Origin of the sequence: Citrobacter sp. Cpo074 (assembly GCF_030332745.1) — a bacterium.
Taxonomy (GTDB): Bacteria; Pseudomonadota; Gammaproteobacteria; order Enterobacterales; family Enterobacteriaceae; genus Citrobacter; species Citrobacter portucalensis.
On sequence record NZ_JAOWHG010000033.1, the window covers coordinates 529,911 to 543,291 of the forward strand.

The 13,381-nt window shown below is 53.6% G+C and carries 14 protein-coding genes and 1 pseudogene; 5 read left to right on the forward strand and 10 right to left on the reverse strand.

What is annotated here, in order from left to right; translation table 11 throughout:
• Positions 1 to 11 precede the first annotated feature (11 nt).
• The 3 genes from truA to pdxB form a co-directional block, all read right to left on the reverse strand.
• Positions 12 to 824, reverse strand: a complete 813-nt coding sequence (gene truA, locus OGX83_RS16780; RefSeq protein ID WP_003028142.1) for a tRNA pseudouridine(38-40) synthase TruA — start codon at positions 822 to 824, stop codon at positions 12 to 14.
• Complete coding sequence (locus OGX83_RS16785; RefSeq protein ID WP_008785360.1) at positions 824 to 1,837, reverse strand: aspartate-semialdehyde dehydrogenase; 1,014 nt, start codon at positions 1,835 to 1,837, stop codon at positions 824 to 826. Before OGX83_RS16785 ends, truA begins: the two co-directional genes overlap by 1 nt.
• 68 nt (positions 1,838 to 1,905) lie before the next feature.
• Entirely contained in the window at positions 1,906 to 3,042 is a 1,137-nt protein-coding gene (gene pdxB, locus OGX83_RS16790; protein ID WP_048234815.1) for a 4-phosphoerythronate dehydrogenase PdxB, read from the reverse strand.
• A gap of 108 nt (positions 3,043 to 3,150) precedes the next feature.
• Here pdxB and flk point away from each other — a divergent pair, with 108 nt between their 5' ends.
• On the forward strand, positions 3,151 to 4,152 hold the full coding sequence (flk, locus tag OGX83_RS16795; protein WP_286588807.1) for a flagella biosynthesis regulator Flk: 1,002 nt from the start codon (positions 3,151 to 3,153) through the stop codon (positions 4,150 to 4,152).
• On the opposite strand, the gene OGX83_RS16800 is transcribed toward flk, so the two are convergent.
• Together OGX83_RS16800 and OGX83_RS16805 are read right to left on the reverse strand one after the other, a co-directional pair.
• The gene (locus OGX83_RS16800) at positions 4,149 to 5,327 is read right to left on the reverse strand and encodes an MFS transporter (protein ID WP_003834805.1); all 1,179 of its coding nucleotides are present in this window, start codon (positions 5,325 to 5,327) and stop codon (positions 4,149 to 4,151) included. The genes flk and OGX83_RS16800 overlap by 4 nt on opposite strands.
• Positions 5,328 to 5,506: 179 nt before the next feature.
• On the reverse strand, positions 5,507 to 5,881 hold the full coding sequence (locus tag OGX83_RS16805) for a MerR family transcriptional regulator (RefSeq protein WP_286588809.1): 375 nt from the start codon (positions 5,879 to 5,881) through the stop codon (positions 5,507 to 5,509).
• A gap of 168 nt (positions 5,882 to 6,049) precedes the next feature.
• Here OGX83_RS16805 and OGX83_RS16810 point away from each other — a divergent pair, with 168 nt between their 5' ends.
• The 3 genes and pseudogenes from OGX83_RS16810 to OGX83_RS16820 all read left to right on the forward strand — a co-directional run bounded on the left by OGX83_RS16810 (position 6,050) and on the right by OGX83_RS16820 (position 7,344).
• Complete coding sequence (locus tag OGX83_RS16810) at positions 6,050 to 6,307, forward strand: helix-turn-helix domain-containing protein (protein ID WP_060683488.1); 258 nt, start codon at positions 6,050 to 6,052, stop codon at positions 6,305 to 6,307.
• A gap of 150 nt (positions 6,308 to 6,457) precedes the next feature.
• Positions 6,458 to 6,823: pseudogene (locus tag OGX83_RS16815) on the forward strand (CHAP domain-containing protein).
• 2 nt (positions 6,824 to 6,825) lie between these two features.
• Positions 6,826 to 7,344, forward strand: a complete 519-nt coding sequence (locus OGX83_RS16820; protein WP_286588613.1) for a YqhG/Tai3 family protein — start codon at positions 6,826 to 6,828, stop codon at positions 7,342 to 7,344.
• A gap of 52 nt (positions 7,345 to 7,396) precedes the next feature.
• On the opposite strand, the gene fabB is transcribed toward OGX83_RS16820, so the two are convergent.
• Positions 7,397 to 8,617 carry a beta-ketoacyl-ACP synthase I gene (gene fabB, locus OGX83_RS16825; protein WP_038642358.1) on the reverse strand — a complete coding sequence of 407 codons (1,221 nt, stop codon included), beginning with the start codon at positions 8,615 to 8,617 and terminating at the stop codon, positions 7,397 to 7,399.
• A gap of 159 nt (positions 8,618 to 8,776) precedes the next feature.
• Between fabB and mnmC the strand changes: the two genes are divergently transcribed.
• A complete protein-coding gene (mnmC, locus tag OGX83_RS16830) occupies positions 8,777 to 10,777 on the forward strand; it encodes a bifunctional tRNA (5-methylaminomethyl-2-thiouridine)(34)-methyltransferase MnmC2/FAD-dependent 5-carboxymethylaminomethyl-2-thiouridine(34) oxidoreductase MnmC1 (protein ID WP_286588615.1) in 2,001 nt (666 codons plus the stop codon).
• A 114-nt stretch (positions 10,778 to 10,891) separates the two neighbouring features.
• On the opposite strand, the gene OGX83_RS16835 is transcribed toward mnmC, so the two are convergent.
• From OGX83_RS16835 to mepA, 4 genes are read right to left on the reverse strand one after another with little or no spacing between them, the layout of a single operon-like run.
• Entirely contained in the window at positions 10,892 to 11,167 is a 276-nt protein-coding gene (locus tag OGX83_RS16835) for a YfcL family protein (RefSeq protein WP_003028163.1), read from the reverse strand.
• Between the two features lie 32 nt (positions 11,168 to 11,199).
• Positions 11,200 to 11,748: an elongation factor P hydroxylase gene (locus OGX83_RS16840; RefSeq protein WP_079934585.1), complete on the reverse strand. Its 549-nt coding sequence runs from the start codon at positions 11,746 to 11,748 to the stop codon at positions 11,200 to 11,202.
• Positions 11,748 to 12,557: a sulfite exporter TauE/SafE family protein gene (locus OGX83_RS16845; RefSeq protein WP_286588630.1), complete on the reverse strand. Its 810-nt coding sequence runs from the start codon at positions 12,555 to 12,557 to the stop codon at positions 11,748 to 11,750. Before OGX83_RS16845 ends, OGX83_RS16840 begins: the two co-directional genes overlap by 1 nt.
• Entirely contained in the window at positions 12,557 to 13,381 is an 825-nt protein-coding gene (gene mepA, locus OGX83_RS16850; protein WP_032944099.1) for a penicillin-insensitive murein endopeptidase, read from the reverse strand. The genes OGX83_RS16845 and mepA overlap by 1 nt, the downstream gene beginning before the upstream one ends.

Sequence of the window (13,381 nt, forward strand, 5' to 3'; positions counted from 1 at the left end):
TACGACTCAAATTAGTCCGCCAGAAATAGCGGGCCCATAGGCGGTTTTGGCAGGTCGAACCGGTCCGGGTAATCTACCGCAACCAGATACAGTCCTTCCGCTTTCGCCGTTGCCGCTGCCAGCGTTCTGTCCTTTGCCGCTAACAGTTCTGCTATCCAGCTCTCCGGCTGGTTGTTGGCGCCAACTTCCATCAGGCTGCCGACAATATTCCTGACCATATGATGTACAAAGGCATTCGCTTTAATATCCACCACCACATATGCACCGAAACGTTCGACGTTAATGTGCATCACGTTTCGCCACGGAGTGCGCGACTGACACTGCACCGCTCGAAACGAGGTAAAATCATTTTCGCCAATCAGACACTGGGCCGCACGATGCATACGCTCAGCGTCCAGCGGTTCATAGTAATGGGTTACCCCTTTACCCAAAACAGCAGGGCGCAACCGATGATTGTAGATGATGTAGCGATAACGGCGAGCCGTGGCGCTAAATCGGGCATGAAAATCATCGGGTACAGCTTTAACCCAGCGCACGGCGATGTCACCAGGTAAATTCGCATTTACCCCCAGTGTCCAGGCCGCATCTTTACGCTGGGCAGTGGTTTCAAAATGCACGACCTGCCCAGTGCCATGAACGCCCGCATCCGTGCGTCCTGCACAAAAAACATTGATGCGTTCATTCGCCACCTGAGAGAGCGCTTTTTCCAGTTTTTCCTGAACGCTACGCACTTCGTTCTGGCGCTGCCAGCCATAATATTTGCTGCCGTCATACTCAATGCCCAGCGCAATTTTATGGGTTGACGGCTGTTGCTGGTCAGACATTAGTACAGGTACTCCTGCACCAGTTTTTCCGCAATTTTCACCGCCATTAACGCGCCGCCAAAGCGTACGTTGTCCGCCACAGACCAGAACTGAACCTGCTCTGGCATACCGTAATCATTATGCACGCAGCCAATAGAAAGGTGCGGCGTGCCCGATGCATCGCCAACCTGGGTCGGGAAATCGGTCTCTTCCGACAACACCACGTCTTCACCGCGTGAGAACGCATCGCGCGCTTCTTCCGCCGCCAACGGGCGCAGGGCCTCAAAATTAACCATCTGCGCGTGGCCATAAAATACCGGGGACTGCACGATGCTGGCAGAGATGAGCAGACCATCATCCTGCATAATTTTGCGCACTTCATCAACGATACGACGTTCTTCACGCACGCTACCTTCACGATCGGGCAGCAGCGGCAGCATGTTGAATGCCAACTGACGGCCAAAGAAATCATCTTCGTCAATCGGGATGCCGTTAAGCAGTTTTGCACTCTGTCCGGCCAGCGCATCCACCGCTTTTTTGCCATGAGCGGAAGCTGAGATAATATTGGTCACCGTAATACGCGAAAGCCCACCGTCATCAATCAACGGTTTCAGTGCAGACAGCAGTTGGCTGGTCAGACTGTTAGGCACCGCAATCACATTGCGGTTACGGTAATCCGCCAGCACGAACGGGTTAACGTCCGGAACCACCAGCGGAACGTCTGGCTCAAGCGCGAACAGACCGCTGCTGTCAATCACCAGGCAACCTGCATTAGTGGCTTCTTCTACCCAGGCGGCGGTGGCTTCAGCGCCCGCAACAAAAAATGCCAACTGTGCCTGCGTCCAGTCAAAGTCTGCAACGTCCTGTACTATGACCGATTTACCGTTAAAACGCAGATGTTCACCGGCGCTTTCATTACGCGCCAGCGCATAAATTTCACCGACCGGGAACTGGCGTTCAGCCAGCGTATCGAGCAGGGCTTCGCCTACGGCGCCCGTTGCGCCCAGAATGGCAATATTCCAGCCTTCAGACATGGTGATTTACTCCAAGAAATACGTAAGCGTCCCTGTCGCATTATTCGACAGGGAGCATTAAGAAGACATTAATGTGCCGGATGATGAACAGCGTTAAAACCCAGCTTACACAATAAGGCAGCAGCCGTTGCGTCGTCACACATCACATATAAAGACGACCATTCACGACGCTCAAGGTAATTTTTACGCAGTTTATCAAACTCACCCGGAATTCCAGCGACTTTACGCAGCGGCGCATCATCGCGGCGCACATCATACACTAAATGCACCAGCCTTTTCAGCGTTGGCTGATCTAACGGGCCATGCAGGGTGATACGACCAAATTCCGGCGCGGGTAACAGGGTACTGAGCGCAACGTGCTGCTCGTGACCAATAAACTTACTATAGGCCTCAAAGACCTGCGTGGTACCACGGGCTTTTCCTTCGAGGGTATACCCGGCAATGTGCGCCGTGCCGATATCGACTTTCTCCAGCAACGCCACATTGAGATCCGGCTCTCCTTCCCAGACATCCAGCACAACGCTCAGCGACTGACCGGCATTCAATCGGTTCAGCAATGCCGTATTGTCGATGACCGCCCCACGGCAGGCGTTGATCAGAATAGTGCCCGGCTTCAACCGGCTAATTAGCGCGTCATCCGCCATGTGCAGTGTTTTGTACGGCCCGTCTTTAAACAGCGGGGTATGGAAAGTCAGCACATCGGCTTGCTCAACCAGTTCATCCAGCGAGCAGAAATTGCCTTCGTCACCGCGATCGGCTCGCGGTGGATCGCACAACAGCGTGCGGATCCCCAGCGCTTCCAGACGCGCCTGCAAACGCCCGCCCACATTGCCCACACCCACAATGCCTACGGTGCGATCGCGTAACGCAAACCCGTCGCGTTCCGCCAGCATCAGTAACGCTGAAAAAACATATTCTACAACCGCTATTGCGTTACAACCGGGCGCGGCGGAAAAACCGATCCCCGCCTGCGCAAGCCAGGCGTCATCCACATGGTCTGTGCCAGCGGTTGCCGTACCGACAAATTTAACCGGTTTTCCGCCAAGCAGTGATTCATTTACTTTCGTCACCGAGCGCACCATTAAAGCATCCGCATCATCCAGTTCAGCAACGGGAATCGGACGACCGGGAACCGCTTTGACCTCCCCCAAACGACTGAACAGTTCGCGGGCATAGGGCATATTTTCATCAACGAGGATTTTCACGTCTTTCGCACCTGTTTGAGAACGAGAGTTAACCGGGCAAGTGTGCCATAATCTCGCCGCCAGGCATACTGCGAGACCTGGTCAGCACAGATTTAAGGAACAGAGATGATGCAGCCCATTTCAGGTACGCCCGCACGCCCTCCCGGCGAAGGCCAAAATGCCCCTTCCGCTGCGGGTGAACAACCGTTATCCACGCAACAACGTACTGTGCTGGAACGGCTAATTACCCGTTTGATTTCACTCACCCAGCAGCAAAGTGCTGAAGTGTGGGCCGGAATGAAGCACGATCTGGGCGTCAAAAGTGATACGCCGCTGCAGTCACGTCACTTTCCTGCCGCTGAGCAAAACCTTAACCAACGACTGGGGGTTGCTCAGCAAAATCATGTTAATCGTCAGGTGCTTTCGCAGCTCACTGAATTACTGAGCCAGGGAAATAATCGCCAGGCGGTGAGTGATTTTATCCGTCAGCAGTATGGGCAAACGGCGCTCAGCCAGCTCACGCCTGAGCAGTTGAAGAACGTGCTCACGCTGCTGCAACAAGGACAGCTGTCGATACCGCAGCCGCAGCAGCGCCCGGCTACCGATCGCCCTTTGCTCCCCGCAGAGCACAATACGCTGAACCAGTTGGTTACCAAACTGGCGGCGGCCACAGGAGAATCCGGGAAGATGATCTGGCAGTCAATGCTGGAGTTGTCTGGCGTAAAAAGCGGTGAGCTGATCCCTGCCAAACAGTTTACGCACCTGGTCACCTGGCTGCAGGCGCGCCAGACGCTCAGCCTGCAAAGCGCACCGACGCTACAAACGCTCCAGGCGGCGCTGAAGCTGCCATTAGAGCCGAATGAGCTGACAGCGATAAAAGAATACGCACAGCAGACGTATCAGATCCAACCACAATCGGTTCTGACCACGGTGCAGGTGCAGGACTTGCTCAATCAAATTTTCCTGCGTCGCGTGGAACGAGAACGTGAGCTCAGCGATCCGCGTCATCTGCAGCCCATTTACAGCCCGTTCGCGCCGATGATTGAAACGGTTAAATCTCTGTCGGCACGACCGGGACTGCTGTTTGTTGCGTTGATGATTGCGTTAGCCATTTTCTGGCTGGTCGCTTAACCTTTACGCAGCGTAAGCAACGTTACAATAATCCCCACCACGGCGGATATCGCCCCGGCAAGGAACACTGAGGGATAACCGTACGCGGTGGCCAGCACCCCGGCGACCGGACCGCTTATACCGTAGGAGATATCCTGAAACGCGGCGTAACCGCCCAGCGCCGTACCGCGAACCTGCGCGGGCACTCGCTTCACCACTTCGACGCCCAATGCCGGGAAGATAAGCGAACACCCGGCCCCGGTTAATGCCGCCCCGAGCAGCGCAATCCAGGCCGATGGGGCCTGCCACAGCAAAATCAGCCCCGCAGTTTCCACCAGCAAAGAGACAACGGCAACCTTCACGCCGCCGAAACGGTCCGGCATCCAGCCAAACAGAATGCGCATCAGCACAAACGCCCCACCAAACGCAGTCAGGGTGAACCCCGCCATCGTCCAGCCGTTGCTGACAAAATAGAGTGAAATAAAGGTACCGATCACCGCAAAGCCAACGCCCTGCAGCGCCAGGCCCAGGCCCGGTTTCCATATAAGCCCGACTACGCTCCATAAAGAAGGACGTTCTCCTGCATGCGCAGGCACTTTACGCACGGTGCCGTTGAATGCCCATGCCAGCAGCGGTAATACCATCGTCGTTCCCGCCAGCGCCGCGAAGCCAAAGTGGCTGTGGATCAACAGGCCCAGCGGTGCACCAGCGGCCAGCGCACCGTAAATCGCCATTCCGTTCCACGACATCACCTTACCGGAGCGTGTTGGGCCGACCAGCCCCAACCCCCAGGTCAGCGTACCGGTGAGCAGTTGGCTTTCGCCAAAACCGAGGATCAAACGCCCGACGATTAACAACGCAAATTTTACAGGGACAGAAACAGGCAATAGCGCGGCTAAAAGCCACGCCGCGCCCGCCAGCCCACAGGCAAACATCCCCTGTAGTGCCGAGCGTTTAGCACCATATTGATCGGCTAAGCGCCCGGCGTAGCCGCGCGTTAATACCGTTGCCAGAAACTGTACACCTACGGCGATACCGACCATGGTGTTGCCATAGCCCAGTTCCTGATGCACAAACAGAGGAATCACGGGCAAAGGGAGACCGACCGTCATATAGGTCAGGAAAACTGCAAAAGCGATACGAAACAGCGAAAAGTTCGCCGAAGGTGTTTTTTCTTGTTGGGTTACAGCTGTCATGCGTTACTCCAAAATGCAGAGTAAGGCGAGGAATGTCCACGCCCCCTCTACCTGACTATCAGGATTAAGGTGCGTTGGATAACGTTAAACGCTTACGCATTATCAAGAGGATAATGTTGAAGCTGGAGTCTGCCTGCGAGTGACCCTGGCTGTCAACTGTGAAAGCATAGCTGTGTGTTTCAAAGCGGTGACTTCTCAACGAACAAAAAGGGAAATGCCGCATCAATGCCTTTCGCTCTAAACCTCCCGGTTACCTGTTCACGCTGCTGCGGCGTCAGGAGCCGGAACATCATATCCCAAATATCTTTGGGCTCGGCTTCCTGCACAATGTTGCGATCAGGCGCCTCTGTTTTCTCATTTTCATTCAGATACGAGCGTACATACAGTGGGAACACAGAAATATGAAATTCCTCGGCCTTAGATTTCGCGCGCTTGCGCTTAACGCCCTCCTTCCCTTCACTGTAGGTATTTAAGCGCAGACGTACAGCTGGTGCGCTTCCAGGAAACCCCGGTAATTCAAGACACTCCTTTACCGTGAACCACTCTTTTACCATCAGTTTCTTTCCTTTCTGCTGATGAAATAAAAATATTTTTTCTTTTTCGCGAAATTTCAAATTAATTCAGGCAATATTCCTACGACAAAAAGAAAGTAACGTTCTTTTTTTCTAATTTATACCCTGAAAAATATCGGCACCGATAACACATCTTCTTAGGATTACAGAATGGAACACAAAAGCCAAGACTGGCATCGTGCAGATATTAAAAGTGCACTGGAAAAAAGAGGCATTACGCTCAGAGAATTGTCACGTTCTGCGGGCTTGTCTCCTGATTCGCTACGAAATGTATTTACCCGCAACTGGCCCAGAGCAGAACAGATCATCGCACAGGCGCTGGAAACCACGCCGGACATGATTTGGCCATCGCGCTACCTCTCGAAATCAGAAAAAATAACCGTCACAAAAAATAACCATAAACTATAAATGCGTTACCCATAATTTGCATGGCAGATTAATTTATATCTCAACCAAATATATTCCCGATATTAATAGCACTATCGGTCATGCCCATCAGATTAAATCCTGTTAAAGCAATACACGAACTTATTACATATTCTTTTAACAGGAGTCATGATGAGCTGGAATAAAACAGCAGCAACAAATTATGCGAAATCACATGCAGGCGCGTATTCTTAGAAGCGCTGTGCAGAATTTACCCGCAAAGCCATTCAGGCAGGAGGTATCTCTCTTGGGAATACCTACCATGCTAAAGATTATGGACCGCTGTTAAAAAACGCAGGATTCCGTCCTATCGGCACATTTGAACAACCCAGAGCAGGAGATGTCGTCGTCATTCAACCTTATGAGGGAGGAAACCCAAGCGGGCATATGGCGATATTTGACGGTCAGGAGTGGTACTCCGATTTTAGACAACGTGATATGTGGGCGGGGCCAGGCTATCGGGCGGCAAAGCCTTCATACACTATTTACAGGAAGTAGTAATGAAAGCGTTCCCATTGATTGCTCTAGTTTTGTTACTTTGTAGCTGTTATTCATCACGCAGTGACAGCACTCAGGATGTTAAACAATTCTATCTCGCGTGGATGTCCGCCTACACACAAGATCGAGATACGTCCGCGCTCATGCAACGTTATGTGGCGAAAGACGTTATCGACCGTCTGGCGCTGATTGGCAGCCTTTACGAGCAGGAAATAATAAATTCTGACTACTTTATGTACGTGCAGGATTATGACCCTGAATGGATCCCGCGGCTACGGGTTGGAGCAGTTCAGCCCTTTCTCGGTGGCGAAAAGGTGGAAGTACAATTAGGTGGACCGGCAGGCGAAGCGCCCATGCAACTGGAAGTGTATACGCGTTGGGAAGAGGGTCGCTGGAAAATTTATCGCGTGCGGGATCTGGGCAATCAATTTGAACAGCCAATCTACAGCGCCGGTGATATCGCACACGCCAAGGCATGGTCTGCGGAGATCGCACCGGAGTACGAAAAGATGAATAGATAAAAAAGGGGAGCCATCAGGCTCCCCTTTGCATCTCATTTTTCATTTTGCAGACTTATGCTTTCAGCTTACGCATAACCAGCGTTGCGTTAGTGCCGCCAAAGCCGAAGCTGTTAGACATCACAGTAGTCAGCGCCTGCTCGGTCGGTTTAGTCACGATGTTCAGACCTGCCGCCTGCTCATCCAGCTCTTCAATGTTGATGCTCGGCGCGATAAAGCCGTGTTCCAGCATCAGCAGAGAGTAGATAGCTTCCTGTACGCCAGCTGCGCCCAGGGAGTGGCCGGTCATGGCTTTAGTCGCAGAAATTGCCGGGCTGTTGTCGCCAAACACTTCACGAATTGCACCCAGCTCTTTCACGTCGCCTACCGGGGTAGAGGTACCGTGAGAGTTCAGGTAGTCGATCGGGGTGTCTACACCGTGCATCGCCATTTGCATGCAACGTACTGCGCCTTCACCAGACGGAGCAACCATGTCTGCGCCATCGGACGTTGCGCCGTAACCGACGATTTCCGCGTAGATATGCGCGCCACGTGCCAGCGCGTGTTCCAGCTCTTCAACCACGACCATACCGCCGCCGCCTGCAATAACGAAACCATCGCGGTTTGCGTCATAGGTACGGGAAGCTTTGGACGGATCGTCGTTGTATTTAGTAGACAGCGCGCCCATGGCGTCGAATTCACACGCCATTTCCCAGCACAGCTCTTCGCCGCCGCCAGCAAAAACGATGTCCTGTTTGCCCAGCTGAATTTGTTCTACCGCGTTACCGATACAGTGCGCAGATGTCGCACAGGCAGAGCTGATAGAGTAGTTTACGCCGTGGATTTTGAACGGCGTTGCGAGGCAGGCAGAAACGCCGGACGCCATCGCTTTGGTGACCACATACGGGCCAACCGCTTTCAGACCACGCGGGCTACGCATTGCGTCAGCACCGAACACCTGAAAACGCGGGGAACCGCCGCCGGAACCTGCAATCAGGCCAACGCGCGGGTTGTTCTGGTAATCTTCTGCTGCAAGGCCGGCATCAGCCACTGCCTGCTCCATAGAAAGGAATGCATAGATGGATGCGTCGCTCATAAAGCGCACTACTTTGCGGTCAATGAGGCCAGTGGTATCCAGTTTTACGTTGCCCCAAACGTGGCTACGCATGCCGGAGTCCTTCAGCTCCTGAGAGAAAGTGATCCCTGAACGTCCTTCACGCAGAGATGCCAGGACTTCCTGCTGGTTATTACCGATGCTGGAAACGATGCCCAAGCCAGTAATCACTGCACGTTTCATTCAATACCTCTGTAAGTCGCACTATTTTAAAGTTTCGAGTGGCACAATAGCGTACACTTGTACGCCGAACAAGTCCGATCAGCCATTTAATGTGGAAATTTGCGCAGCCAGGCACTCATCGCTAAGATCGGGGCACAGCCTGCCAGACGAGTAACTTACGTGAAACAATACGCTATACAACCTGCAAACCTTGAATTCAACGCTGAGGGTACACCTGTTTCCCGAGATTTTGACGATGTCTATTTTTCTAATGATAACGGGCTGGAAGAGACACGTTACGTCTTTCTCGGCGGGAATCATCTCGCCCAGCGATTCCCTGCGCATTCACGTCCCCTCTTCGTGGTGGCAGAAAGCGGGTTTGGCACCGGACTTAACTTCCTGACGCTCTGGCAGGCATTTACCGATTTTCGCGATACCCATCCTGAAGCTACCCTGGAAAGATTACATTTCATCAGTTTTGAAAAATATCCGCTAACGCGTGAAGATCTCACCTTAGCTCATCAGCACTGGCCAGAACTTGCCCCATGGGCCACGGCGCTGCAAGAGCAATGGCCGCTGCCGCTGGCGGGATGCCATCGCCTGCTCCTTGATGAAGGACGCGTCACGCTGGATCTGTGGTTTGGCGATATTAACGAACTGACCAGTAAGCTCGATGACTCCCTGAATCAAAAAGTGGACGCATGGTTTCTGGACGGTTTCGCGCCGGCAAAAAATCCGGATATGTGGACGCCAACGCTGTTTAACGCGATGGCCCGTCTGGCTCGTCCCGGCGGTACGCTGGCGACCTTCACCTCAGCGGGCTTTGTGCGTCGGGGGTTGCAGGAAGCCGGGTTTACGATGCAAAAATGCAAAGGCTTTGGTCGCAAACGCGAAATGCTCTGTGGCGTAATGGAACAGACGCTGGCGCGCCCCTCCTCGGCTCCCTGGTTTGCACGTTCCGGAACAGATAAACGTGAGGCCGCCATTATTGGTGGGGGGATTGCCAGCGCATTGCTGTCGTTGGCGTTACTGCGTCGCGGCTGGCAGGTCACACTCTATTGCACCGACGATAATCCAGCCGGGGGGGCATCCGGCAATCGCCAGGGCGCGCTTTATCCGCTACTCAGCAAGCATGACGCGGCCATTAATCTCTTTTTCCCCACCGCGTTTACCTTCGCTCGTCGACTGTATGACGCCCTCCCCGTTGAGTTCGCGCATGACTGGTGCGGTGTGACACAACTGGCGTGGGATGAAAAAAGCCAGCAAAAAATCGACCAAATGCTGTCCCTTGAATTGCCTGATGCGCTCGCCGTCAGCGTTAACGCTGAGCAGGTTTTACAAACGACCGGCGTAGAAACCGGATGCGGCGGGATTCAGTACCCTGCCGGAGGATGGCTGTGTCCGGCACAATTAACCGCCGCCGTATTCGACTACGCCGCAACGCTGGGATTACGCACCCGGTATCAACATACGCTGGCCTCGCTGTCTCGGCAGACAGAACACTGGCAATTGACGTTTGCCAGTGGCGAAACCGCCACTCACGCTGCGGTGGTTCTGGCTAACGGGCATCGCATTAATGGCGTTGAGCAAACGCAGTCGCTACCGGTGTACTCCGTAGGCGGTCAGGTGAGTCACATTCCTACCACGCCTTCGCTTTCAGCGCTGCGTCAGGTGCTGTGCTATGACGGCTACCTCACGCCGCATAACCCGCAAAACCAGCAGCACTGCATTGGCGCCAGCTATCATCGCGGAAGTGAAGAAACGCTGTATCGCGCGGACGATCAGCAGCAAAACCGTCAGCGCTTAATAGATTGTTTCCCGAATGCCTCGTGGGCAAAAGAAGTAGACGTTAGTGGCAATGCCGCCCGTTGTGGAGTGCGCTGCGCCACGCGCGATCACATGCCGATGGTCGGCAACGTCGCTGATTATGACGCCACGCTCAGCCAGTATGCCACTCTTGCCGAAGACAAAGAGCACGCCGTAAACGCCCCGGTGTATTCCGATTTATTTATGTTAGGTGCACTGGGCTCGCGTGGGCTGTGTACTGCCCCGCTGTGTGCAGAAATTCTGGCATCGCAAATGAGCAATGAACCCATACCAATGGATGCCAACACGCTGGCAGCGCTGAATCCGAATCGTCTATGGGTGAGGAAGTTATTGAAGGGTAAAGCGGTGAAATAAGATACCATCTCGCCATTGCCTGATGGCGCTACGCATATCAGGCCTACAACCCCCGTCCGCGTAGGCCGGATAAGACGCCTTCGCGTCGCCATCCGGCACAATCCACTGCAATTATTATTGCGTTGCCTTCTGGAACAGTGTGTCCCACATCTCTTTCACTAACGCCTGGTCACGCGGCGAGAGTTCGCCTGCGCTGATGGCTTTTTCCAGGCTGCTGGTCACATTGGCGTACAATGCCTCAGCGGAATGGTCCTCGCCAGCATCCAGCTCAGCCACAGCCAGCGTCAGGTGCCCACGCAAATAGCCACTGGCAAACAACTCATCATCGCTGGCGTGCTCTACCATATCGTCGATTAATGCCAGAATGCGTGATTCAAACTCCGCGATCATCTTATTTCCTCATTGTAAACGTGGCAGCGGCTTCAGTTGAGCGCTTCGGGCCACGGGAATTGTTCCGCCGTAAGTTCAGGCGTGTGATAATAATTCTGTAACGCGTTAATGAAACGCGCCGGACGTTCAGGGATCCCCTTTTCCAGGTACTCCATCACCTGAGTATGAACACGGCGCTGGAATACCACGCGATCCGGTTCAAAGTCCCCTTCCAGGTTGTCGCAACTGACGTTAAACGGGTAGCCCGCCGCCATGCAAAACAACCAGTCAAACGCCTGCGGCTTCACTTCCACATCTTCAAACTGGCATTGTGTCTTCGCGTCGCGTCCGTCCGGGCAGTACCAGTAACCGAAATCGACCAGTTCACGACGGGCTTTACCGGCGATACACCAGTGTGAAATTTCGTGTAACGCACTGGCGTAATAACCATGCGCAAAAACGATACGGTGATACGGTAATTCCGCATCCGCTGGAAGATAGATCGGTTCGTCGTCGCCTTTAATCAGACGGGTATTAAATTCATCGGCAAAGCAGCCGTTAAAAATCTCAATTAACTGTTCGTAGTGATGCGTATTATTCATTAGTTCATCCCCAGCCAGTGGAGAATCTCCTGTCCATGATTATCATAAAGTAGCTTTGCGCTCATCACGGCGGAGACAATAACGATCATTGGCCGAATGAGTTTTTGTCCTTTGCTGAGTACCAGTCGAGAGCCCATCCGTGCGCCAATAAACTGGCCAATGAGCATCACAAAACCTGTCGCCCAAATCACTTTGCCGCCGAGAGCAAACAGCAACAACCCACCGATATTCGATGTGGCATTTAATACTTTGGCGTGGGCCGTCGATTTCGCCAGGTTGTATCCGCACAGCATGACAAAGGCCAGCGCGTAGAATGACCCTGCCGCCGGACCAAAAAAGCCATCGTAAAAGCCGACGCAGCCCCCGGCCACCAGCGCGAAAGGCAAACCGTGCAGTCGGCGCTGTCGGTCCTCTTTCCCGATTTTCGGCATCAACAGAAAGTAAAGGCCAATACAGATAACCAATACTGGCAGGATCTGGCGCAGAACATCTGACTGCACGTGCTGAACCAACAGCGCGCCACTCATTGAGCCGATAAAGGTCATGAAGATATTGAGTTTCTGATCCGCCAGATTAACCACACCCCGACGAATAAAATAGAGGGAGGAAGAGATAGATCCCCCGCAGGCTTGCAGCTTATTGGTTGCCAGCGCTTGCGCAGGTGGCATCCCGGCCGCCATCAATGCCGGGATGGTGAGTAGACCACCACCTCCGGCCAGAGAATCAATAAAACCTGCCAGCATCGCCACAAAAAAAAGCACACCTAACAGCAGTGGCGACACCATAAACAGAGAGGCAAAATGATCCATTAGAGTACATGCTCGTCCAGTAGCGCCTGGCAGGAAGGCGGCAACGGCGGCGGTGTCTTCTTCTCAGGCTTGGTGGTTCCAGGTTTTGGAGGTTCGAACCAGCTTTGCAGCTCTGCGCCACAGCCGTCACCCGGTGGCGGTAACGGTTGATCTTCGCACTCAAGGCTGTCGGCAGGACAACGTAACCGCACGTGCATATGCGCACGATGCTGGAACCACGGCCGCACTTTACGCAACCAGTCCCTGTCGGTCCCTGCATCCAGACAAAGTTGTTGCTTAATCGCCGGATTCACGAAAATACGCGTTACTTCATTATCTTTTGCAGCCAGCCTGATCAGGCTGAAAATCTCCGGTTTCCACAGTGACGGCACAACACGTTTACCATCCTGTGAGACCAGATCTAACGCCTGCGGCCGCAGCAGTTGCGACTGGGTCCAGCGCGTTTTCGGCAGTTGCAGGAAAATATCCACATCCAGTCCCGTCTGGTGGCTGGCGTGACCGCCATTGAATCGCCCACCGGCCGGCATACCCATATCGCCGATTAATACCGTGCCCAGTCCCTGACTATTGGCCTGATAACTCAGACGCTGGATAAACCTCACCAGATCCGGATGGCCAAAGTAACGACGCTGATCGGTGCGCATCACCTGATAGTGTTCTGACTGGACAGGCAGCGTATCTGCGCCAACAATACAGCCATTGGAAAACGCGCCAATAGACTGCGCGCTGCCCGCAACCGGATGGGTAATTTTCTGCCAGGGCGTCGCCGCCAGACAGGCGGTACTGGCAAACAGAGCCAGCGCCGCAAGTGCCGTTTTTTTCAT